Below are 20,062 nucleotides of genomic sequence, written 5' to 3'. Positions count from 1 at the left end.
TCACAATTGAATTGAACCTAGTAGGCATTTTCTATAAAAGCTCGATGCCGTAATGCTTTCAATCCTTGTCATTTTGTGATATCATGTAGAGGTAATGAAAGGAGAGAAAATGTCTGCAATAGAACGTATTACAAAAGCTGCTCACTTAATTGATATGAACGATATTATCCGCGAAGGGAATCCTACCCTACGCGCAGTTGCTGAGGAAGTCACTTTCCCCCTATCTGATCAGGAAATCATTCTTGGCGAAAAGATGATGCAATTCCTGAAACATTCCCAAGATCCTGTCATGGCTGAGAAAATGGGGCTCCGAGGTGGGGTTGGACTTGCTGCCCCTCAATTAGATATCTCAAAACGTATTATCGCTGTTTTGGTGCCTAATATTGTCGAAGAAGGCGAAACTCCAGAGGAAGCTTACGACTTGCAAGCTATTATGTACAATCCAAAAATCGTCTCTCACTCTGTTCAAGACGCTGCTCTTGGCGAAGGAGAAGGTTGCCTATCTGTTGACCGCAACGTGCCTGGCTATGTTGTTCGCCATGCCCGCGTTACAGTTGACTACTTTGACAAAGATGGAGAAAAGCACCGTATCAAGCTCAAAGGCTACAACTCCATCGTTGTTCAGCATGAAATTGACCACATTAACGGAATCATGTTTTACGATCGTATCAATGAAAAAGACCCATTTGCAGTTAAAGATGGTTTACTAATTCTAGAATAAATAAAATCCCGTTGCAAGACGGGGTTTTGTGTTATAATAGAGGCATGAAAACAAATGATATTGTCTATGGCGTCCACGCCGTTACCGAAGCCCTCCTTGCAAACACAGGAAACAAACTTTACCTCCAAGAAGATCTCCGAGGTAAGAATGTTGAGAAAGTCAAGGAACTGGCTACAGAAAAGAAGGTGTCCATTTCTTGGACCTCAAAAAAATCCCTCTCTGAGATGACTGAAGGTGCTGTCCACCAAGGTTTTGTTCTACGAGTATCTGAATTTGCCTATAGCGAGCTAGATCACATTCTTGCCAAAACACGCCAAGAAGAAAATCCTTTGCTATTGATTCTGGACGGGTTAACTGATCCTCACAACTTAGGCTCCATCTTAAGAACCGCTGATGCGACCAATGTTTCCGGAGTCATCATTCCCAAGCACCGTGCTGTCGGAGTTACTCCTGTCGTTGCTAAAACAGCCACAGGTGCTATTGAGCACGTTCCAATCGCTCGAGTAACCAATCTAAGCCAAACTCTAGACAAACTCAAGGATGAAGGATTCTGGACCTTTGGAACGGATATGAATGGTACTCCTTGCCACAAGTGGAATACAAAAGGGAAAATTGCCCTCATCATCGGAAATGAAGGAAAAGGTATCTCTAGCAACATCAAAAAACAGGTTGATGAAATGATTACCATTCCTATGAATGGACATGTTCAAAGCCTCAATGCTAGCGTTGCTGCAGCCATTCTCATGTACGAAGTTTTCCGAAATAGACTATAAAAAAGTTTCCAGTCATCTGATTGGAAACTTTTTATGATTACACTCAATGAAAATCAAAGAGCAAACTAGGAAGCTAGCTGTAGACAGCTCAAAGCACTGCTTTGAGGTTGTAGATAAGACTGACGAAGTCAGCTCAAAACACTGTTTTGAGGTTGTGGATAGAACTGATGAAGTCAGTACCCATACCTACGGCAAAGTGAAGCTGACGTGGTTTGAAGAGATTTTCGAAGTGTATTAACTATGTTCTGTGATAAATTTATAGGCTTCTTGACCAGCAATAGCCCCATCTCCAACTGCTGTTGTTACTTGGCGAAGGTCTTTCAAGCGAACATCTCCAACGGCAAAGATACCATCAACTGCAGTTTTCATGTGGTTATCTGTCACAATCCAGCCTGCCTGATCTTGGATATTCAATTCTTTAACAAAATCGCTAAGAGGGTCCAAGCCAACATAGATAAAGACGCCACCGAAGGCTTGTTCTGTCACTTGACCTGTTTTCACATTTTCAAAAACGACAGATTCTACTCGGTTTTCACCCTTGATTTCCTTGACTACAGAATCCCAGATAAAGCTGATTTTCTCATTCGCAAAGGCGCGGTCTTGTAAAACCTTTTGAGCACGAAGTTGGTCACGACGGTGAACAATGGTCACAGTCTTAGCAAAACGAGTCAAGAAGAGGGTTTCTTCAACAGCTGAATCTCCACCACCGACTACCAACAAATCTTGGTCACGGAAGAAAGCACCATCACACACAGCACAGTAAGAAACACCACGACTGTTCAGTTCTTCTTCTCCAGGTACTCCCAAAGGACGGTGTTTAGAACCAGTTGCTACGATAACTGTACGTGTTTCATATGTTTGGTCATCGGTCAGCACTGTTTTAAAATCACCATGGTCCTCTACATTTTCAACATAACCATAAATGTGCTCAACACCAAGATTTTCAAGCGGTTCAAACATTTTTTCTGCCAATTCTGGCCCACTAATATTAGCGTATCCTGGGTAATTTTCAATATCAGATGTATTATTCATCTGACCACCTGGCAGACCACCTTCAATCAAGGCTACTTTCAAATTGCTTCGAGCAGCATACAAGGCTGCAGTCATCCCTGCAGGTCCAGCACCGATAATAATAGTATCGTACATATAGTTTCCTTCTTTCTTGTTGTAACTATCTTTATTCTAACTCTTTCTTGTCAATCACGCAAGGATTATGCCTTGAAAACAAGAATTAAACTCATAACCGCAAAGGATAATACTGGAACAACCAAGACCCCAATCATAATCATATCATAGAGATGGGCTTGGCGAGCCTTGGCTGTCTTATCAACTCCCGACATGGCTCTCAGTCCAATCCAAATCCCTAAAAAAATCAGGACGAGGATGGTAGTCAAGATCAAACTCTCGAAATATAAAGAAAATAGTTGCAGTAGCATGATTTCTCTCATTTCTATCTTTTTTAAAGAGTAAACTCAGCTAGTCCAGCTAACTGAGTTTTCCTTTATCTATTATATCAAATATAAGTCCGTTTGTAACTAGCGAAGAATTCTTTTGTCCGCTCTTCTTTAGGATGGTGGATAATCTCATCCGGTGTTCCAGACTCGATGATTTTCCCCTTATCTAAGAAGAGAATCTTATCAGCCACTTGGGCTACAAAGGACATATCATGACTAACCAAAATCATGGTTTGACCTGACTTAGCAGCATCTGCAATAGATTTTTCTACTTCACCAACCAATTCTGGGTCAAGGGCTGAAGTTGGTTCGTCTAAGAGCAAGACATCTGGTTTCATAGCAAGCGCACGCGCTAAGGCAACCCGTTGCTTCTGTCCACCTGATAAATGGCGAGGGTAATGGTTTTCACGGTCAGAAAGCCCAACCTTAGCCAACTCTTCCTTGGCAATCTTAGTCGCTTCTTGGTCAGATAATTTCTTGACCACAACCAAGCCTTCTTTCACATTATCAAGTGCTGTTCGGCGTTCAAACAAATTAAACTGTTGGAAAACCATAGACAACTTACGGCGTAGGGCAAGGATTTCTTCTTGAGTGATTTTAGAAAAATCAACTGAGAAATCATCAATCTGAATAGAGCCACTGTCAGGTGTTTCAAGATAATTGAGACTACGAAGGAAGGTTGATTTTCCAGCTCCTGAAGAACCAATCAAGGCTACAACTTCCCCTTTTTGAATATCCAAGTTCAGATGATCCAAGACAGTCTGTCCTGAAAAGGATTTGCTTAAATTCGAAATCTTAATCATTAACGAAGGTCTCCTTTCACATCTGTTTGCACTGTATCGGGTGCAGAAATAGCCATTTTTCTCTCGATGAAACGACCAAGGCTTTCAATTCCGATATTGACTACCCAATAAACAAGGGCAACGGAGATAAAGCGTTCAAAGTAGCGGTAATCAGCTCCACCCAAAATCTGAGCTTGGGCAAAGACTTCCACAACACCCGCACTAAAGGCTAGAGAAGTTCCTTTGGTCAAGCCGATTAGGGAATTGATTAAGGTTGGAGTCGCCACAACGGCCGCATTTGGAATAATCACGCGACGATAAACTTGCGCTCGGGTCATCCCCAGACTGCGTGCCGCCTCAATCTCACCAGGATTGACTGAGAGAATGGCTGCACGAATGGTTTCACTAGCATAAGCTGCTTCATTAAAGGCAAAGGCGACAATTGCAAAAGCAGCGGCTGGAATCGCATTGATATTGAAACCAGTTCCCCATTGCTGATTGAGAGCTTTCAAAGCCAAAGGAATTCCGTAGTAGGTCAACATGAGTTGCACCAAAATCGGTGTCCCTTTTAAGAAGCTAACAAAGAAGGCCTGCAAGGGGTATAAAATTTTGACACGATTGATCTTCACAATGGCAAAAAGAAGCGCCAAAACCAAGCCAAAAAGAGCACCACCAATGGTCAACATAATCGTTATTGGAAGTTGTTGGACAATTCTCGGGATTCCATCAAAGACCGAACGCAAGCTAAACAGCTTGCCATCCGGAATCAATTGCATCAAGTTTTGGTACCAATCTGATGCTAAAATCGTTGTAACATTCATAAAAACATCCTCTCCTGATAATGATTCATTCTACCATACTTCTGCCAGCAATGAAATTATTTGCTACGGTCAGATACAGACTTTGTCTACCTACTAGTTTATCATACTTTGAAACAGGGAGGTTATATATTTTATCTATCAAAGAGATAGATAAAAACTATTTCAATCCCAATTCTTCATAAGCTTTTCGATAACCGATTTGCTTAACAGTTCCATTTTCTACTAAAATCGGTCGTTTTAATAACATACCGTCGCTTGCTAGCAACTGAGCTGCTTCTTGATTTGATAAACTTCCTACCTTATCTTTCAACCCTAATTCACGGTATTTGATTCCACTGGTGTTGAAAAATTGCTTCAATTCAAATCCTGAGGTTTCTAGCCAGTTTAAAATCACTTCTCGGCTGGGGGTTTCTTCTACGATGTGGACGGCTTTATAGTCCACACCGAGTTGGTTTAATTCTTGTTTTGCTTTTTTACAAGTTGAACATTTTGGGTATTCGATAAATTCTAACATATGTTTCACTTTCTATTATTTATATCTTTAAAATCTGCGCCTTCATGCTCCAAGAGCCAAGCTTTCTTTTCCACTCCTGCAGCATACCCTGTCAGACGCTTGCCTGCTCCTAGCACACGATGACAAGGTACTAGGATAGACCAAGGATTGCGCCCCACTGCTCCACCAATTGCTTGAGCAGAAGGCACTTGCAAATCTTGTGCGATTTGTCCATAGGTTACTGTCTGACCATAAGGAATTCCCTGTAAATAGGACCAAACTCTCTTTTCAAAATCCGTTCCGATTGGAGCCAAGGGCAGGTTGGATAAATCCTGAAGCTTGCCTTTAAAGTAAGCATCTAAGCAAGCAATAACTGGGTCTAAAATGGGATGACTAACAACTTCTTCTATTATTTCATACCCTAGTCCCCTCTCAAAATGCTTCTGCTCATGCACCCAAATGCCATACAGATATTGCTCGTCGGCAACCAAAGACAAGGTTCCTATTGGCGAAAAGTAGCGCATTTTTACGTACTTCTTTTGCATTATTTCTTCAATTTTTGATAGGCCAAGCGTTCGCCATCAACTGGAACCTTACCAACCTGTTTAAATCCGAGTTTTTCAAAAATATTTTGCATAGCCTTGTTTGCAACATGCGTATCTGAGCGAAAATCTAGGTAATCAAATCCTTCAATCAAGCCTTCTAGGAAAGTCTGAGCAACCCCCTGTCCCTGGACATCTGCTGCCACAGCAATACGGTGAAAGACTAGGTACTCTGACTCTCCAGCTTGCCATTTTCCTTCATAAATGGCTTCATAGGCTGCCTCTGGACTCTTGGTCACAGCAGCATAGGCTAATAGCTCTCCATCTTCCAAGGCTACGTAGGCTTGACCTGAGATAATATCTTCAATAATAATATCAGCATTTGGATAGCCATTTTGCCACTGGTCACTACCAGCATCTGCTAAACATTTTTTAGCATCTTCCATCACCTGCATGATGGCATCTACTTCATTTGGAAAAGCTAAACGAATCTCCATCTTTTCTCCTCATTTCTAACTAGTTTCTCCCATCATAGCATAATTTAAGTCTTTCTACAAGCAGTTAAAACTTGACTTTCTGTTTTTGTTATTTTATAATCTAGTTATTAAAACTAGATAAAAAGGAGTTGAAAATGAAAACTACCTTTTCCTACCCAAAATGGGCAGAAATCCCAAATATTGACCTCTATCTGGACCAGGTTTTGCTCTATGTCAATCAGGTCTGCGCCCCTATTTCTCCTGATAAAGACAAGGGACTAACAGCATCTATGGTCAATAATTATGTGAAACATGGTTACCTGACAAAGCCTGACAAGAAAAAATACCAACGCCAACAGATTGCCCGTTTGATTGCTATCACAACCCTCAAGTCGGTATTCTCTATTCAAGAAATAGCCCATACACTTAATACTCTACAAAGTCAAGCAAGTTCAGACCAACTCTACGATGCTTTTGTAAACTACATGAACCAAGGAATTGATCCAGCTAACCCCATTATCCAAAGTAGCTGCCAAACCGTTAAACTCTATCATCAAACTCTAGCCTTAATCGATCATACTCAAGAGGAGGTAATCCAATGAACACTAGTCTTAAACTCAGCAAACAACTCAGTTTTGGAGAGGAGATTGCTAATAGCGTGACTCATGCCGTAGGTGCAGTCATCATGCTCATCTTACTCCCCATTTCATCCACCTATAGTTATGAGGCACACGGATTTTTATCATCTATAGGCGTTTCCATTTTTGTTATTAGTCTCTTTCTCATGTTTCTATCATCCACCATTTATCACTCTATGGCCTATGGTTCGACCCATAAATATGTCTTGAGAATTATTGATCATTCTATGATTTATGTTGCTATTGCAGGATCATACACGCCCGTCGTCTTGACCTTAATGAATAACTGGTTTGGCTATCTAATTATTGCCATCCAATGGGGAACAACCATCTTTGGTATTCTCTATAAAATCTTTGCTAAAAAAGTCAATGAGAAATTTAGCCTTGCTCTTTACCTGATTATGGGCTGGTTGGTTCTAGCTATCATTCCTGCCATTATCAGTCAAACAACGCCAATTTTCTGGAGTCTCATGGTAAGCGGTGGACTCTGTTATACAGTTGGGGCTGGATTTTACGCCAAGAAAAAACCTTATTTCCACATGATTTGGCATCTCTTTATCCTAGCTGCGTCTGCCCTCCAATACATTGCCATTGTTTATTACATGTAAAAAAGTTGAGAAATTCAATCTCAACTTTTTTCTTTACACATATTGATAAAGTACTGGTGCAAGCGCACATCATCAGTCAATTCTGGATGAAAAGAGGTCACTAACATATTTTTTTCTTGAGCAGCAACGATTTGATTATCAACTGTTGCCAGAATTTCTACATCTTCTCCAACACTGCTGATAATTGGACCACGGATAAAAGTCATTGGAATCTGACCGACTCCCTTACATTCTGCTTCCGTGTAGAAACTTCCTAATTGGCGCCCATAGGCATTGCGCTCGACCACCATATCCATGGTTCCTAGATGACTATCTTCCTGAGAAGCAATTTCCTTAGCTAGCAAAATCAAGCCAGCACAGGTTCCAAATACTGGCAAGCCAGATAGAATTGCTTCTCGAATGGGAATCAGCATGTCCTGCTCACGTAAGAGCTTGCCCATGGTTGTAGATTCCCCACCAGGTAATATCAATCCCGACAAATCACTCTGATGTTTCTGAAAATCATCTAAATTTCTGATTTCAACACTTTCGACACCTAATTGATCTAGCACTTTTGCATGTTCTGCAAAGGCCCCTTGCAAGGCCAATATTCCGATTTTCATCTATTTTCCTCGCTCAGCCATGAGGATTTGGATCTCATTTTCATTGATACCAACCATGGCTTCTCCTAAATCTTCAGAGATTTGAGCCAAGATTTGAGGATTTCGGAAATTAGTCACCGCTTTGACAATAGCACTCGCTCGTTTAACAGGATCTCCTGACTTGAAAATACCTGAACCGACAAAGACACCCTCTGCCCCTAATTGCATCATCAGCGCAGCATCTGCTGGCGTTGCAACACCTCCAGCAGCGAAATTTACAACTGGCAATTTTCCATGCTCATGGACGTATTGAACCAATTCTACAGGGACTTGCAAGTCCTTGGCAGCAACATAAAGTTCGTCCTCACGTAGGTTTTGAATGCGGCGAATTTCCTGATTCATCATACGCATATGACGAACAGCTTGGACGATATCCCCTGTCCCCGGTTCTCCTTTTGTACGAATCATAGAAGCACCTTCAGCGATACGACGCAAGGCTTCACCCAAGTCCTTAGCTCCACAGACAAAAGGAACTTGGAATTCTTTCTTGTCCACATGGAAACGGTCGTCAGCTGGAGATAAAACTTCACTCTCATCGATATAGTCAATTTCAATAGCCTCTAAAATCTGAGCCTCAACAAAATGCCCGATTCTGACCTTGGCCATTACTGGAATACTAACCGCCTCTTGAATTTCCTTAATCATCTTTGGATCACTCATACGGGAAACACCACCAGCTGCACGAATATCAGCTGGAATCCGCTCCAAAGCCATCACAGCAGCCGCACCAGCGGCCTCTGCAATACGAGCCTGTTCAGGGTTCTGAACGTCCATGATAACCCCACCTTTGAGCATCTGTGCCAAGTTTTTATTTAGTTCGTAACGATTTTCAGTCATTTCTTTATCCTCATCATTTGTATTGGTAGCTACCATTTCATTTTAAGTTAGATTAAAATGAAGTACAAGATAAAAAAAACGTAATTGTATGGGTACAGAATAGTTAAAAAACTATCTGGCCTTAACTTAAGGCCAGATAGCTCATTCATTTTTATTTTTCAGCTGTAAGAGCAGCCATTGTGATGTAGTTATATGGTTTGTTGAAGTGTGGCAAGAAGAATAGGTCAGTCAAAGCCAATTTTTCAATTGTTACATGCTCTTGAATAGCAAGTGAGAACATGTGAATTCCCATACTAATCGCAGGGTCATGTGAAACCATTTGTGCACCAAGAATTTCACGACTATCTTTGTCAAAGACAATCTTGATTGCTACTTCATGGTTGTCATGTTTCATGAATTCTGGTTTTTGAAGATCGTTAAAGCCTGTTTCAGTTGCGTTGTAACCAGCAGCTTTAGCTTTTTCAAGAGTCAAACCAGTTGAAACCATGTGAAGACCGTAGATTGAGATACCGTTTGAACCTTGAACACCGATTCCTTCCAATTCATGTCCACAAGCATTGTAAGCACCAACAATACCAGTACGAACTGCGTTTGAAGCAAGTGCGATGTAGCTTGTATCTTTACGAGCGTTGTCATAAACAGTCGCACAGTCTCCAACAGCAAATACACCAGGAAGTGAAGTTTCTTGTTTCTTGTTTACAAGGAAAGCACCGTTACGGAAGAGTTCAATCTTACCATCAGCAAGAGCAGTATTTGGACGGAAACCAACTGCAAGGATAACCATATCCACATCGAAAGTTTCTTTATCAGTAATCAAGCGTTCAACTTTACCGTCACCCTCGATTGCTTTAACAGTTTGACCAAGAGCCAAGCGAATGTTGTGATCTTCCAAGTTCTTCGCCATCATTTGTGTGAAGTCTCTGTCATAGTAACCGTTCAAAACAGTATCAACGATATCAACAAGGACAACTTCTTTTCCAAGACGCTCAAAGGCTTCAGCAAGTTCAACACCGATGTAACCACCACCAACAACGGCGATACGGTCGAGGTGTTGGCTCTTGTCAGCAAGTTTATTGATAACTTCTTCAGCATTTTGGTACAATTTCACGAATTGTACGTTTTCAAGAGTTGCTTTAAATTCGCGGTTTCCTTTAACAATTTCAACACCTTCGATTGGTGGCAAGATTGGTGTAGAACCTGTAGCGAAAATCAATTTATCGTATGATTCTTTGTGCTCTTTCCCTTCAACTTCTGCTGTAACTACTTTGTTATCATAGTCGATTGAAAGAACTGGTGAGTTCATGTAAACCTTAGCGCCTTTAGCTTCCAATTTTTCTTTATCAGAATAGAACAAGCCTTCAGCACCGTCAATTTGTTCACCGATCCAAAGGGCCATTCCACATCCTAGGAAAGAGATGTTAGAGTTTTGGTCGAATACAACGATTTCGTTCTCATTACCAAAATTATCCAACATAGTATTAATACATGCTGTACCAGCGTGGTTAGCACCAACTACAACGATTTTACTCATAGAAAAATTCCTACCTTTAATTAAAAATTTACTCTTCTAGTATAACATTTACTGTTAGCGTTTACAAGAGTTTAGCTAATTTTCCCGATTTTTTTGTAAAAAAGTGTAAATAATCTGTATTTTATCAGCCTTTCTTACAATTACTCTTTATATTTTCTGAGCATATTTCTTGACAAGTTTACAAATTTTATTTGTGAAAACGCTGACTTTATGGTATGCTAGTATCATGGAAAGAAAATGTAAGGGGTTCATTTTTCATAAATTTACTATGTTTCAACCTTCTTTTCATAAGAGAAAGGAGTTGGTAGCTTGCCTCTAAGTTCACATTCTGAACGCCTAATGGGAACCACTATCACTATTTCATTAGTGGATGAGCGAGCAGATATCTTGCTCCAAAAATCCTTTGATTTACTCAGAGAGCTCGAATACCGCTTCAACGCCAATAGCCAAGAATCTGAGTTGATGGAAATCAATTATCAAGCAGGAATAGCTCCTGTCAAGGTTCATCCAGACCTGTTTGAACTGATTTCACTTGGGTTAGAGCATAGCCTAGCGCCCTCTAGCCATCTCAACATCAGCATTGGTCCCTTGATTCAAACCTGGCGCATTGGTTTTTCAGATGCCAAAGTGGCCCAACCCCAAGAAATTGAATCGGTGCTACCTTTAATCAATCCTCATTATATCGAGTTAGATTCTTCCACTTCCACTGTGTTTTTAAAACAAAAAGGAATGAAGATTGATCTTGGTTGTTTAGCCAAGGGTTATAGTGCGGATAAAGTTGCCCAATTTCTTAGAGAAGAGGGAGTGACGTCTGCCTTGATCAATCTGGGAGGGAATATCCTGACTATTGGAAAAAATCAGGCAAGAGGAAATCAGCCTTGGCAAATCGGGATTCAAGACCCAGCCAATCCGAGGGGAAATCACTTAATGACCATCCCTGTTGTCAATAAATCTGTCGTGACTTCAGGCATTTATGAACGTCACCTGACTGTCGATGGAAAAAATTACCATCACATTTTTGACAGCCAAACAGGATATCCTGTTGAAACGGAACTAGCAAGTCTAACAATCATCTCTGATAAATCAGTTGATGGTGAAATATGGACAACTCGTCTATTTGGAGAAAGACCTGCTTCTATCCTCTGGCAAGTCGAAAGTTTAGAGGGCATCGAAGCTATCCTCATCGATAAGGAAGGTCACCTAAGCTGTTCTTCAGGAATTCCTACTCTATAGAAATAGATGTTTCAATAGAGTTTTAAAATCGTATTATGTAAAAAGAGAAAGGAAATCTCATGTTAAAACTTATTGCTATTGTTGGAACAAATTCAAAACGTTCTACAAACCGCCAATTGCTTCAATACATGCAAAAACACTTTGCTGAAAAAGCTGAAATTGAACTTGTTGAAATTAAAGACATTCCTGTCTTCAATAAACCAGCTGACAAGCAAGTGCCTGCTGAAATTCTGGAAATTGCTGCTAAAATTGAAGAGGCAGATGGCGTTATTATCGGTACTCCTGAGTATGACCACTCTATCCCAGCTGTTTTGATGAGTGCTCTCGCTTGGTTATCTTACGGTGTTTATCCACTTTTGAATAAGCCAATCATGATTACCGGTGCTTCATACGGGACACTTGGTTCATCTCGTGCCCAATTACAACTTCGTCAAATCTTGAACTCACCAGAAATCAAGGCAAGCGTCCTACCAGACGAATTCTTACTTTCTCATTCTCTCCAAGCCTTCAATAACAATGGAGATTTAGTGGATCTTGATGTTATTCAAAAAATGGATGCCATTTTTGACGACTACCGTATCTTTGTAAAAATTACAGAAAAATTGCGCAATGCGAAAGAATTACTTCGCAAAGATGCCGAAGATTTTGACTGGGAAAATTTGTAAAATAGGAGAGCAGAAAGAATGAAATTTGTTGGACTTGTAGGATCAAATTACGATCAATCATATAACCGTAAACTCTTGGAATTTATCCGTCGTCACTTCAAACTAAAATTTGAATTAGAAGTGCTTGAAATTGACGAAGTTCCAATGTTTAACCAAGATGAAAAATGGGATGAAAGTTTCCAATTACGTTATCTTTATAATAAAATCACACGGGCTGATGGTGTTATCATTGCAACTCCTGAGCACAACCACACTATCACAGCTTCCCTAAAATCTGTTCTTGAATGGCTTTCATACGAAGTTCATCCATTTGAAAATAAGCCAGTTATGATTGTGGGTGCTTCTTACTACGACCAAGGTACTTCTCGTGCCCAAGTTCACCTTCGTAAGATTCTTGACGCTCCAGGTGTCAATGCCTACACTCTTCCCGGAAATGAATTCCTTCTCGGTAAAGCTAAAGAAGCCTTTGATGTTAATGGTAATATCACAAATGAAGGAACTGTTAATTTCCTTGAAACATGCTTGGACAACTTTGTAAAATATGTGGGAGTCGTTTCAAAATTGAAAAAACCAAAACCAATTGAGCCAGAAGATTTATATTGTACAAATTCAATTGCAACTACCATCCAAGGTGTTGATCCAGATGATCCTGAATGGGTAGAAAAAGCTGCTGAACTTGTTGGAGCTGTTTCTGGAGATACTTACGTTAAATTAGACCACGGTATCTTGACAGTTAACCAAATTGATATGTTCTTGAAGGCAATGCCATTTGAATTGACATTTGCAGATGATAATAATCAATTCTTGTACTTTAATAACGCACACCAAGACCCAGATACAATGTTTGGTAAACGTGTACGTGCTCAATCAGGAAATAGATTAGGAACAGTACACGGTACATTGCCAGATTCTAGAATGAAAAACGTTGAATGGGTTGTCGGCGTATTGCGTAATGGGGACCAAGAATATGTCCGTACAATTGTGCCAGGAACACCAGAAGGCGTTATTAATACCCATAATTACCAAGCAATGTACTATCCAGATGGTTCATATGCCGGAATTAATGAAATCATCTTTAATTTCCAACCATGGCTTGACTGGTACCTCAATACAACTGGTCAACGTCTAGTCGGTGGAAATGCTGCAGCTCCTGCTGGCGGACATGGTCACGGCGATGCAGATGCTACATCTGGAGCTTCTGATGCAGGTGATGCTGGAGGCCACGGTGGTGGCGCAGACGCTACATCTGGCGCAAGTAACTAATACTTTTAGGAACCATTTTGGTTCCTTTTTTAGCGAAAAAAGACTAGCAGACAAAAACTGCTAGTCTTTTGGTTATTATTTTATCTATCCTTATTAAAAGAAAGAATACTTATTATGAATTTGGATCATCGAGACTACGGCCATGTAACCCTTTTTCACGTTGGACTTGACGTAGTTTCTCTGGTGTAACATCGTTTCCTTCTTCGTCCACAATTTTAATCCCTTCGATGTGGTGACGAACAGTGCGACGATAACCTTCGATGTACTCCTCACGTAGTTTGGCTTGTTCTACTTTTTCTTCTGGGGTCAAGCCTTCTGTTTTTTTCTTTTTGGCAAGCTCGTTAATACGATCAATTTTTTTAGGATTCATGTTTCTCTCCTTTATGATAAGATTTAATCCGTTTAACAGATTTTATTTAGTATTGATTTGATTAAAACGTGCAAGTTTAGCTGCTTTCTTGGTTAATTGCGACAAGATTGCCAAACGATTTTGTCGAACAGTCTGATCTTCAGCCATAACCATGGTATTCTCAAAGAATGCATCAATGACTGGGCTAAGAGCAAAGAGTTGTTTCAATTGCTGACTGGCAGTCCCTGACAAAACGAGTGATTCTACTGCTTCTGCCAAAGTTTTCTCTTCTTCATTCTCAAAGAGAGCTGAATCAACTGTAGCAATTCCTTCTGCCTTCTCAGCCAAATTAAAGGCACGAGAAAGTGATTCAACAGATGGTTTAAAGTCTTCTTCCTTACTTGCTTCTACAAGAGCACTTGCTGCTTCCAACATATCCGCCACAACAAAGTTTGATCCTGCAAGAACTGCTTCCTTGATGTCTTTTGGAGTAGAACCCATCATCTTATCAACACGAGCCTTGATAAAGTTCATAACCTCTGTCTTATTTTCATAAGTCAAGCTGTCAAATGTTAAAGCATAAAGGCTATCAATCAGTTCATCCATAGCAATGTGCCAACCAAAAGCATCCAAGATACGAACTACACCTTGAGTTGCACGACGAAGAGCATAAGGGTCATTAGACCCTGATGGAATCAAACCTACTGAGAAGAAGCTCAAAATCGTATCCAATTTGTCTGCAATGGCAAGCACTGCGCCGACTTTGCTCTCTGGAAGTTCTCCTTCAGCTGAAGTAGGCATGTAGTGTTCACGAATAGCAGCTGCCACCGCTGGAGTTTCACCAGCAAGAAGGGCATATTTCTCACCCATAATTCCTTGGAGTTCGTCAAATTCGCCAACCATACCTGTCAACAAGTCAAACTTGTAAATGGCTGCTGCACGGGCTAGGTCAACTGTTTCATCAGCTGATAAACCAGCTTTTTCTGCCAAAAGTACAGCGATTTGACTCGTACGAATCATGTGTTCACGAAGGGAACCAATCTTCTCGTGGAAAGTGACATTGTTTAATTTTTCAACAAGTTCTGAAATGACTAATTTTTGGTCTTCTCGCCAGAAGAATTCGCCGTCTTCCAAGCGGGCTACCAAGACTTTTTCATTTCCTTTGATGACATTTTCCAAATGCTCTGCGTTTCCGTTACGAACAGAAATGAAGTTTGGCAATAGTTTACCGTCTTGATCACGGACAACAAAGTAACGTTGGTGTTCTTTCATCGAAGTCACCAAAACTTCTTCTGGAACTTCAAGATATTTGGCATCAAAACTTCCCATAAAGGCAGTCGGGTATTCAACCAAGTTCAAGACTTCATTAAGCAAGTCCGCATCAATTTCGATATGTACACCATGCTCAGTTTCGATTGCTTTGATTTGGTCAACAATCATTTGTTCTCGTTCACGTGGATCTGCTATTACAAATTGTGCACGAAGATCTTCTTCATAGCTCAATGCTGACTGAATTTTGGTTTCTTTCCCCAAGAAACGATGACCACGACTCACACGATCTCCCTTGATATCAAGGAAATCCAAATCAAACTCTTCTTCATCTAAAAGAACAGTTAAAGTGTGAACAGGGCGGATGTATTCAAAGGTGTTGTTAGCCCAGTGCATGCTGACAGGGAAAGTCAAGGACTTCAAGACATCTACAACACCAGGAACAATTGCTTCAACTGCTTGACCAACTTCTTCCTTAGTGACATAGACATATTCTTCACCCTTGATTTCACGGAATTTGATATCTTCAACAGTCAATCCTTTTCCACGGACAAATCCTTGAGCTGCTTTGGTAAAATTTCCATCACTATCCAAGGCAATTTTCTTTGCTGGCCCCTTAAAATCTTCAGTCAAATCAGACTGTTTATCTGCAAGACCAGTCACACGAACAGCCAAACGACGTGGTGTTGAGAAGGTCTGAATAGCTTCAAAAGACAGACGGTTTTCCTTGAGGAAGGCTGCCATTTTTTCGCCTAGTTGTTTTTCACTTGGCGTAACAACATAGGCTGGTAATTCTTCAAGACCGAGTTCTACTAATAAGTTTTTTGTCATGTTTTTTCTCCGAAAAATATCTTTTTATTTTCCAGTTTGCCTTATGTGATTGGCACGCAAGCAACCAACTTCGTTGTTTCATTGCTAAAATTGGAGCCAAAAGTCTCCAATTTTGCCTAGTATCCTTAGTTTCACTAAGGATACCTTCATCACTGCAGCAACTGGTTCAGGGCTCACACTGTTCGCCCATTTTCGTAATTTGTCACTTTCTTTATTCCGCGTCTTCTGCTAAGAGTTTAGCTCTTGTTTCTTCATCCAAAAGTGGGTAGCCTAGGCGTTTGCGTTCTGCGACAAAGGTTTTGGCTACGACACGGGCCAAGTTACGGATACGAGCGATATAGCCTGCGCGCTCTGTTACAGATACGGCACCACGCGCATCAAGCAGGTTAAAGGTATGTGAACATTTGAGAACATAGTCATAGGCAGGGTGCACTAATCCTTCTTCCAAGGCACGACCAGCTTCTTTTTCAAACTTATCAAAGTTTTCCAGCAACATTTCTTGATCTGAAATTTCAAATGAATATTTTGAGTGCTCATACTCAGGCTGGATAAAGATTTCTCCGTATTTTACACCATCAGCCCACTCGATATCATAGACAGAGTCTACTTCTTGAATGTAAGAAGCCAAACGCTCCAAACCATAGGTAACTTCCGCAGTCACAGGGCCAGTTGCCAATCCACCTACTTGTTGGAAGTAAGTGAACTGAGTGATTTCCATACCATCAAGCCAAACTTCCCAACCGAGACCTGCAGATCCAGTCGATGGATTTTCCCAGTTATCCTCAACGAAACGAATATCGTGTTCCAAAGGATTGATTCCCAATTTTTCCAAAGACTCAAGGTAAAGTTCTTGGATGTTTGATGGAGATGGCTTCATGACCACCTGGAATTGGTGGTGTTGGTAAAGACGGTTAGGATTTTCTCCGTAACGACCGTCAGCAGGACGACGTGATGGCTCTACATAAGCCGCATTCCATGGCTCAGGTCCGATAGCGCGAAGGAAAGTGTAAGGACTCATTGTTCCCGCACCTTTTTCATTATCATAAGCCTGCATAAGCATACAACCTTGGTCATTCCAAAATTGTTGCAAAGTCAAAATAATTTCTTGAAATGTTAATTTCTTAGACATTGAATACTCCTTTAATTTATATTATCTTCTTAGATTTATTTTTCAAGCAACCAAGAAAAGGCTGGGTCCTGAAAAATATGACGTTTAGGAACAGTTTGTAAATTCTGATCGCTTTCATCTATTGTACCTAATTTCAAAGCACAGACTTCTGGTATATTTTCTTGAACAGTGAAAATTTGACTATGACAGTTCTGGCAGTAATAACGCTGTTTTCCTGGAGAAGAACTATAGGAAACAAGCTTTTCTTTTCCATGCAATACTAGCTTTTCACTGCTAACTTTAGCATTAACTGTATAGGCAGACGCAGTTGCTTTCCGACAAAATGAGCAATGACAAAAAACTAATTCCGATAATTCCTCATCTAGAGTGTAGGTCACTGCTTTACATAAACAAGATCCTTTAAGCATTATGCTCCTTTCTACTTAGGCATTAGACGAATTCAAAAAGAACCGAATTTCAACACCCAAGCCTTGCGACTAGGGGCGTCAGAAACGCGGTTCCACCCTAATTTATTACTTCATTGTTTTTAAAAATATTACAGAAAGCGCCAGTTCTTTATTTTGCCCTACTTGGCTCCCACTATCCCAAGTTCGCTTGAAGAACGCCATAAGACTTTCTTTCCTGCTGACTATTATATCAAAAATTAGCACAATGTACAATTCTTTTTATGATTTTCTAGAAATCCATATCATCAACTCGTGGAGCACCAGACTGAACAACAATTGTTTTTAAGGTTTCACATTCCTTATGACTCAGTTCAATTCCAAAGCAATCAAGATTAGCCTGAATACGAGAAGCTGTGACAGATTTTGGAAGTGGTAAAAATCCTTCTGCTAAGCTCCAGGCCAAGGCTATCTGAGCAACCGATTTACCGTGATTTAACGCGATTTCTTGCACTTGCTTGCTATCAAACAGTTCTCCCTGACCAAAAGGGCCCCAAGCTTCCAATAAAATTCCTTTTTCTAGACAGTAATCTACCACTTCCTCTTGATACACACCTGGAGCCAAACGAACTTGATTGACCGCTGGAACGATAGTTGCTGTTTCAAGCAAGGCATCCAAATGATGGGGAAGGAAATTACTAACTCCAATAGCACGGATTTTGCCTTCTTGATAGAGGTCTTCCATAGCTCTCCAAACTTCTGAATTTCGGATTTTCCAGTGGTTATTTTCTCTGAGCGGTTTTGGATTTGGCCAATGAATCAAATACAAATCCAAATATTCCAAGCCCAGCTTCTCTAAAGACTCTTCAAAAGCCTGACGAGTTTGCTCATAGTTGTGATTTGTATTCCAGAGTTTGCTGGTTACAAAAATTTCCTCACGCGGAACGCCACTATCTTGAATGGCACGACCAACGCTTTCTTCATTTTTATAAATCGCTGCCGTATCGATATGGCGATAACCTACCTTTAAAGCCTCTAAAACTGCTTTGTAGGCAATCTCTCCATTTTCAGCTTTCCAGGTTCCAAATCCCAGTACTGGAATTGTAACACCATTGTTTAAAGTATAAGATTTCATTATTTTTCCTTTCTATGAGAAGAAAATCCAAAGAGCCAAATTTTCAAGGAAAACTTTTCTCTTTAGATTTTGTGTATTATTGATTGCGGTCGTAATAGAGCTGATGAGCTTTAAGACGAGAGTCTAACAAATCTGGTACGGTAACAAAGTCATAACCTTGCCCTTTCAAATAGTCAATAACCTTCGGCAGAGCATTCACTGTTTCAGCATGGATATCATGCATGAGAATAATAGAACCATTCTTGACTTCACGCTGAATTTCTGTCAAAATAGATGCTTCATTTTTACTCTTCCAGTCCAGACTATCTACATCCCACATAATAAAACTCAAATCTAAGCTATTGCGAATGTCGTCTGTAATGGCTCCATAAGGTGGACGCATGAGTTTGGAACTAGAACCCAACACTTTAGTTAGCGCATCCTCAGTATCAGTAATTTGTTTTTTAGCTTCATCAAGGGAAAGTTTTGAAAGCACTGGATGACTCCAACTATGGTTTCCAATGACATGTCCATCCGATTTCATGCGTTTCAAAATCTCTTCATTTCCAGAAACATTCTTACCTAGAACAAAGAAAGTTGCCTTGATACCATACTTAGAAAGAGTATCTAATGCTTGATTTGTCGTTGCAGGATTTGGTCCATCATCAAAAGTCAGGGCCACTACTTTACGATTTTTCTTTTCATAATAAGCCTTATATAGCTCTGCATCCTTATCTAATAAATAAGAGGACTGAATGACCTCAAAGAAACTAGATACTGGCAAGGCAATCTCGTCTAGATTTTCCACTGATTGACTTGGATAAAGGATAATTTGGCTATCCTTATAATCAAAGTTCCATGCAGACAAGTCTTGATCAGAGAAGCCTTTAACAATTTGATCAATCTTTTCTTGGTCCAATTTCTTATCCTGTAAAAAAGAGGTCATTTCTTTAATCAGCTGTTCTTTGGCTTTACTAGCATCTGAAAATAATTGATCAAGTGTAAAAGATTTGCCATCTTCTGTCAAATGTACTTTTGCCAGACTAGTTTTTTCAGTCTCTTCAACTTTTGACGAAGTTAAATCATAGACTTGTTTCATCACACTTCGGTTGACAATCCCTTTTAAAGTCGAATCCTGTTTCTCCGTATAATAAAAAACCAGATTTTCCTTGTCTTCCAGATTTTCCTTAATATCCTGTGTCATGATTTCTTTTACAGATGAAATCACTTGTTCCCCTTGGAGAGGATAATAGGCAATTACTTCTGATTGTCCCTTACGAAAATGATCTTTCTGATTTCCCTCACTCAATTGATTATCTTTATCATTTTTTAAAGACTCAATTTTTTGTTCGAAACTTTGCTTTGTATATACTTTGTATCCAATCATTGAACCAAGGACGCAAATACTTACTGAAAAGATAGCTACCATGGCTATTAAACCGATTCTCTTTTTATCGTGCTCAACACGTTTTGCTCTACTTTTATCCATAGAGATATCATATCAAATTC

At 40.2% G+C, this 20,062-nt stretch carries 23 protein-coding genes; 7 read left to right on the top strand and 16 right to left on the bottom strand.

Annotated elements, in window-relative coordinates; genetic code table 11:
- Nucleotides 1-109 precede the first annotated feature (109 nt).
- Complete coding sequence (def, locus tag MK480_RS00790) at nucleotides 110-721, top strand: peptide deformylase (RefSeq protein WP_004260025.1); 612 nt, start codon at nucleotides 110-112, stop codon at nucleotides 719-721.
- Nucleotides 722-765: 44 nt separating this feature from the next.
- Nucleotides 766-1,494, top strand: a complete 729-nt coding sequence (gene rlmB, locus MK480_RS00785; RefSeq protein WP_000855742.1) for a 23S rRNA (guanosine(2251)-2'-O)-methyltransferase RlmB — start codon at nucleotides 766-768, stop codon at nucleotides 1,492-1,494.
- Between the two features lie 234 nt (nucleotides 1,495-1,728).
- On the opposite strand, the gene trxB is transcribed toward rlmB, so the two are convergent.
- The 7 genes from trxB to MK480_RS00750 form a co-directional block, all read right to left on the bottom strand.
- Nucleotides 1,729-2,640 (bottom strand): thioredoxin-disulfide reductase, encoded by a 912-nt coding sequence (gene trxB / locus MK480_RS00780; protein WP_261011031.1) that lies wholly within the window; start codon nucleotides 2,638-2,640, stop codon nucleotides 1,729-1,731.
- A 65-nt stretch (nucleotides 2,641-2,705) separates the two neighbouring features.
- Nucleotides 2,706-2,930, bottom strand: a complete 225-nt coding sequence (locus MK480_RS00775; RefSeq protein ID WP_000926599.1) for a DUF4059 family protein — start codon at nucleotides 2,928-2,930, stop codon at nucleotides 2,706-2,708.
- Nucleotides 2,931-3,007: 77 nt separating this feature from the next.
- The gene (locus MK480_RS00770) at nucleotides 3,008-3,751 is read right to left on the bottom strand and encodes an amino acid ABC transporter ATP-binding protein (RefSeq protein ID WP_000590982.1); all 744 of its coding nucleotides are present in this window, start codon (nucleotides 3,749-3,751) and stop codon (nucleotides 3,008-3,010) included.
- Complete coding sequence (locus MK480_RS00765) at nucleotides 3,751-4,551, bottom strand: amino acid ABC transporter permease (RefSeq protein ID WP_001103445.1); 801 nt, start codon at nucleotides 4,549-4,551, stop codon at nucleotides 3,751-3,753. Before MK480_RS00765 ends, MK480_RS00770 begins: the two co-directional genes overlap by 1 nt.
- Nucleotides 4,552-4,708: 157 nt before the next feature.
- Nucleotides 4,709-5,065 carry an arsenate reductase family protein gene (locus MK480_RS00760; protein WP_261011077.1) on the bottom strand — a complete coding sequence of 119 codons (357 nt, stop codon included), beginning with the start codon at nucleotides 5,063-5,065 and terminating at the stop codon, nucleotides 4,709-4,711.
- 5 nt (nucleotides 5,066-5,070) lie between these two features.
- Entirely contained in the window at nucleotides 5,071-5,589 is a 519-nt protein-coding gene (locus MK480_RS00755) for a methylated-DNA--[protein]-cysteine S-methyltransferase (protein ID WP_261011032.1), read from the bottom strand.
- Nucleotides 5,589-6,083: a GNAT family N-acetyltransferase gene (locus MK480_RS00750; RefSeq protein WP_268707055.1), complete on the bottom strand. Its 495-nt coding sequence runs from the start codon at nucleotides 6,081-6,083 to the stop codon at nucleotides 5,589-5,591. Before MK480_RS00750 ends, MK480_RS00755 begins: the two co-directional genes overlap by 1 nt.
- Before the next feature lie 134 nt (nucleotides 6,084-6,217).
- Here MK480_RS00750 and MK480_RS00745 point away from each other — a divergent pair, with 134 nt between their 5' ends.
- Together MK480_RS00745 and trhA are read left to right on the top strand one after the other, a co-directional pair.
- Nucleotides 6,218-6,664: a DUF1836 domain-containing protein gene (locus MK480_RS00745; RefSeq protein ID WP_084926626.1), complete on the top strand. Its 447-nt coding sequence runs from the start codon at nucleotides 6,218-6,220 to the stop codon at nucleotides 6,662-6,664.
- Nucleotides 6,661-7,308, top strand: a complete 648-nt coding sequence (gene trhA / locus MK480_RS00740) for a PAQR family membrane homeostasis protein TrhA (RefSeq protein WP_084926627.1) — start codon at nucleotides 6,661-6,663, stop codon at nucleotides 7,306-7,308. The genes MK480_RS00745 and trhA overlap by 4 nt, the downstream gene beginning before the upstream one ends.
- Before the next feature lie 20 nt (nucleotides 7,309-7,328).
- Here the strand turns inward: trhA and pdxT are convergent, their stop codons facing one another.
- The 3 genes from pdxT to nox form a co-directional block, all read right to left on the bottom strand.
- Nucleotides 7,329-7,910 carry a pyridoxal 5'-phosphate synthase glutaminase subunit PdxT gene (pdxT, locus tag MK480_RS00735; RefSeq protein ID WP_261011034.1) on the bottom strand — a complete coding sequence of 194 codons (582 nt, stop codon included), beginning with the start codon at nucleotides 7,908-7,910 and terminating at the stop codon, nucleotides 7,329-7,331.
- A complete protein-coding gene (gene pdxS, locus MK480_RS00730) occupies nucleotides 7,911-8,786 on the bottom strand; it encodes a pyridoxal 5'-phosphate synthase lyase subunit PdxS (RefSeq protein ID WP_000138517.1) in 876 nt (291 codons plus the stop codon). It lies immediately after the preceding gene.
- Nucleotides 8,787-8,937: 151 nt separating this feature from the next.
- The gene (gene nox / locus MK480_RS00725; protein WP_261011035.1) at nucleotides 8,938-10,317 is read right to left on the bottom strand and encodes a H2O-forming NADH oxidase; all 1,380 of its coding nucleotides are present in this window, start codon (nucleotides 10,315-10,317) and stop codon (nucleotides 8,938-8,940) included.
- A gap of 309 nt (nucleotides 10,318-10,626) precedes the next feature.
- On the opposite strand from nox, the gene MK480_RS00720 reads away from it, so the two are divergent.
- Genes MK480_RS00720 through MK480_RS00710 form a run of 3 tightly spaced genes read left to right on the top strand, consistent with a single transcriptional unit; the run spans nucleotide 10,627 to nucleotide 13,478 of the window.
- The gene (locus tag MK480_RS00720) at nucleotides 10,627-11,550 is read left to right on the top strand and encodes an FAD:protein FMN transferase (RefSeq protein WP_268707054.1); all 924 of its coding nucleotides are present in this window, start codon (nucleotides 10,627-10,629) and stop codon (nucleotides 11,548-11,550) included.
- Nucleotides 11,551-11,609: 59 nt separating this feature from the next.
- Nucleotides 11,610-12,215, top strand: a complete 606-nt coding sequence (locus tag MK480_RS00715) for an NADPH-dependent FMN reductase (protein WP_247953171.1) — start codon at nucleotides 11,610-11,612, stop codon at nucleotides 12,213-12,215.
- A gap of 18 nt (nucleotides 12,216-12,233) precedes the next feature.
- On the top strand, nucleotides 12,234-13,478 hold the full coding sequence (locus tag MK480_RS00710; RefSeq protein ID WP_261011036.1) for an NAD(P)H-dependent oxidoreductase: 1,245 nt from the start codon (nucleotides 12,234-12,236) through the stop codon (nucleotides 13,476-13,478).
- Between the two features lie 112 nt (nucleotides 13,479-13,590).
- On the opposite strand, the gene MK480_RS00705 is transcribed toward MK480_RS00710, so the two are convergent.
- The 6 genes from MK480_RS00705 to pgdA form a co-directional block, all read right to left on the bottom strand.
- The gene (locus MK480_RS00705; RefSeq protein ID WP_084926631.1) at nucleotides 13,591-13,848 is read right to left on the bottom strand and encodes a DUF896 family protein; all 258 of its coding nucleotides are present in this window, start codon (nucleotides 13,846-13,848) and stop codon (nucleotides 13,591-13,593) included.
- A 42-nt stretch (nucleotides 13,849-13,890) separates the two neighbouring features.
- Nucleotides 13,891-15,927: a glycine--tRNA ligase subunit beta gene (glyS, locus tag MK480_RS00700; protein ID WP_261028615.1), complete on the bottom strand. Its 2,037-nt coding sequence runs from the start codon at nucleotides 15,925-15,927 to the stop codon at nucleotides 13,891-13,893.
- Nucleotides 15,928-16,138: 211 nt separating this feature from the next.
- Complete coding sequence (glyQ, locus tag MK480_RS00695; protein WP_000038736.1) at nucleotides 16,139-17,056, bottom strand: glycine--tRNA ligase subunit alpha; 918 nt, start codon at nucleotides 17,054-17,056, stop codon at nucleotides 16,139-16,141.
- Between the two features lie 35 nt (nucleotides 17,057-17,091).
- Entirely contained in the window at nucleotides 17,092-17,463 is a 372-nt protein-coding gene (locus MK480_RS00690; protein WP_000912013.1) for a GFA family protein, read from the bottom strand.
- A gap of 268 nt (nucleotides 17,464-17,731) precedes the next feature.
- On the bottom strand, nucleotides 17,732-18,574 hold the full coding sequence (locus MK480_RS00685) for an aldo/keto reductase (protein WP_247939110.1): 843 nt from the start codon (nucleotides 18,572-18,574) through the stop codon (nucleotides 17,732-17,734).
- 76 nt (nucleotides 18,575-18,650) lie between these two features.
- A complete protein-coding gene (gene pgdA / locus MK480_RS00680; protein WP_268707053.1) occupies nucleotides 18,651-20,042 on the bottom strand; it encodes a peptidoglycan-N-acetylglucosamine deacetylase PgdA in 1,392 nt (463 codons plus the stop codon).
- Nucleotides 20,043-20,062: the final 20 nt, after the last annotated feature.

This window comes from Streptococcus mitis (assembly GCF_026782895.1).
Lineage (GTDB): Bacteria > Bacillota > Bacilli > Lactobacillales > Streptococcaceae > Streptococcus > Streptococcus mitis_CB.
Note: the sequence above shows the minus strand (reverse complement) of the source record. Positions and strands in the feature narration are given on the sequence as shown.

Bases quoted from the DNA above. Each gene is read 5' to 3' on its own strand.
- def (WP_004260025.1), top strand. From the start codon at position 110: ATGTCTGCAATAGAACGTATTACAAAAGCTGCTCACTTAATTGATATG.
- rlmB (WP_000855742.1), top strand. From the start codon at position 766: ATGAAAACAAATGATATTGTCTATGGCGTCCACGCCGTTACCGAAGCC.
- trxB (WP_261011031.1), bottom strand. From the start codon at position 2,640: ATGTACGATACTATTATTATCGGTGCTGGACCTGCAGGGATGACTGCA.
- MK480_RS00775 (WP_000926599.1), bottom strand. From the start codon at position 2,930: ATGCTACTGCAACTATTTTCTTTATATTTCGAGAGTTTGATCTTGACT.
- MK480_RS00770 (WP_000590982.1), bottom strand. From the start codon at position 3,751: ATGATTAAGATTTCGAATTTAAGCAAATCCTTTTCAGGACAGACTGTC.
- MK480_RS00765 (WP_001103445.1), bottom strand. From the start codon at position 4,551: ATGAATGTTACAACGATTTTAGCATCAGATTGGTACCAAAACTTGATG.
- MK480_RS00760 (WP_261011077.1), bottom strand. From the start codon at position 5,065: ATGTTAGAATTTATCGAATACCCAAAATGTTCAACTTGTAAAAAAGCA.
- MK480_RS00755 (WP_261011032.1), bottom strand. From the start codon at position 5,589: ATGCAAAAGAAGTACGTAAAAATGCGCTACTTTTCGCCAATAGGAACC.
- MK480_RS00750 (WP_268707055.1), bottom strand. From the start codon at position 6,083: ATGGAGATTCGTTTAGCTTTTCCAAATGAAGTAGATGCCATCATGCAG.
- MK480_RS00745 (WP_084926626.1), top strand. From the start codon at position 6,218: ATGAAAACTACCTTTTCCTACCCAAAATGGGCAGAAATCCCAAATATT.
- trhA (WP_084926627.1), top strand. From the start codon at position 6,661: ATGAACACTAGTCTTAAACTCAGCAAACAACTCAGTTTTGGAGAGGAG.
- pdxT (WP_261011034.1), bottom strand. From the start codon at position 7,910: ATGAAAATCGGAATATTGGCCTTGCAAGGGGCCTTTGCAGAACATGCA.
- pdxS (WP_000138517.1), bottom strand. From the start codon at position 8,786: ATGACTGAAAATCGTTACGAACTAAATAAAAACTTGGCACAGATGCTC.
- nox (WP_261011035.1), bottom strand. From the start codon at position 10,317: ATGAGTAAAATCGTTGTAGTTGGTGCTAACCACGCTGGTACAGCATGT.
- MK480_RS00715 (WP_247953171.1), top strand. From the start codon at position 11,610: ATGTTAAAACTTATTGCTATTGTTGGAACAAATTCAAAACGTTCTACA.
- MK480_RS00710 (WP_261011036.1), top strand. From the start codon at position 12,234: ATGAAATTTGTTGGACTTGTAGGATCAAATTACGATCAATCATATAAC.
- MK480_RS00705 (WP_084926631.1), bottom strand. From the start codon at position 13,848: ATGAATCCTAAAAAAATTGATCGTATTAACGAGCTTGCCAAAAAGAAA.
- glyS (WP_261028615.1), bottom strand. From the start codon at position 15,927: ATGACAAAAAACTTATTAGTAGAACTCGGTCTTGAAGAATTACCAGCC.
- glyQ (WP_000038736.1), bottom strand. From the start codon at position 17,056: ATGTCTAAGAAATTAACATTTCAAGAAATTATTTTGACTTTGCAACAA.
- MK480_RS00690 (WP_000912013.1), bottom strand. From the start codon at position 17,463: ATGCTTAAAGGATCTTGTTTATGTAAAGCAGTGACCTACACTCTAGAT.
- MK480_RS00685 (WP_247939110.1), bottom strand. From the start codon at position 18,574: ATGAAATCTTATACTTTAAACAATGGTGTTACAATTCCAGTACTGGGA.
- pgdA (WP_268707053.1), bottom strand. From the start codon at position 20,042: ATGGATAAAAGTAGAGCAAAACGTGTTGAGCACGATAAAAAGAGAATC.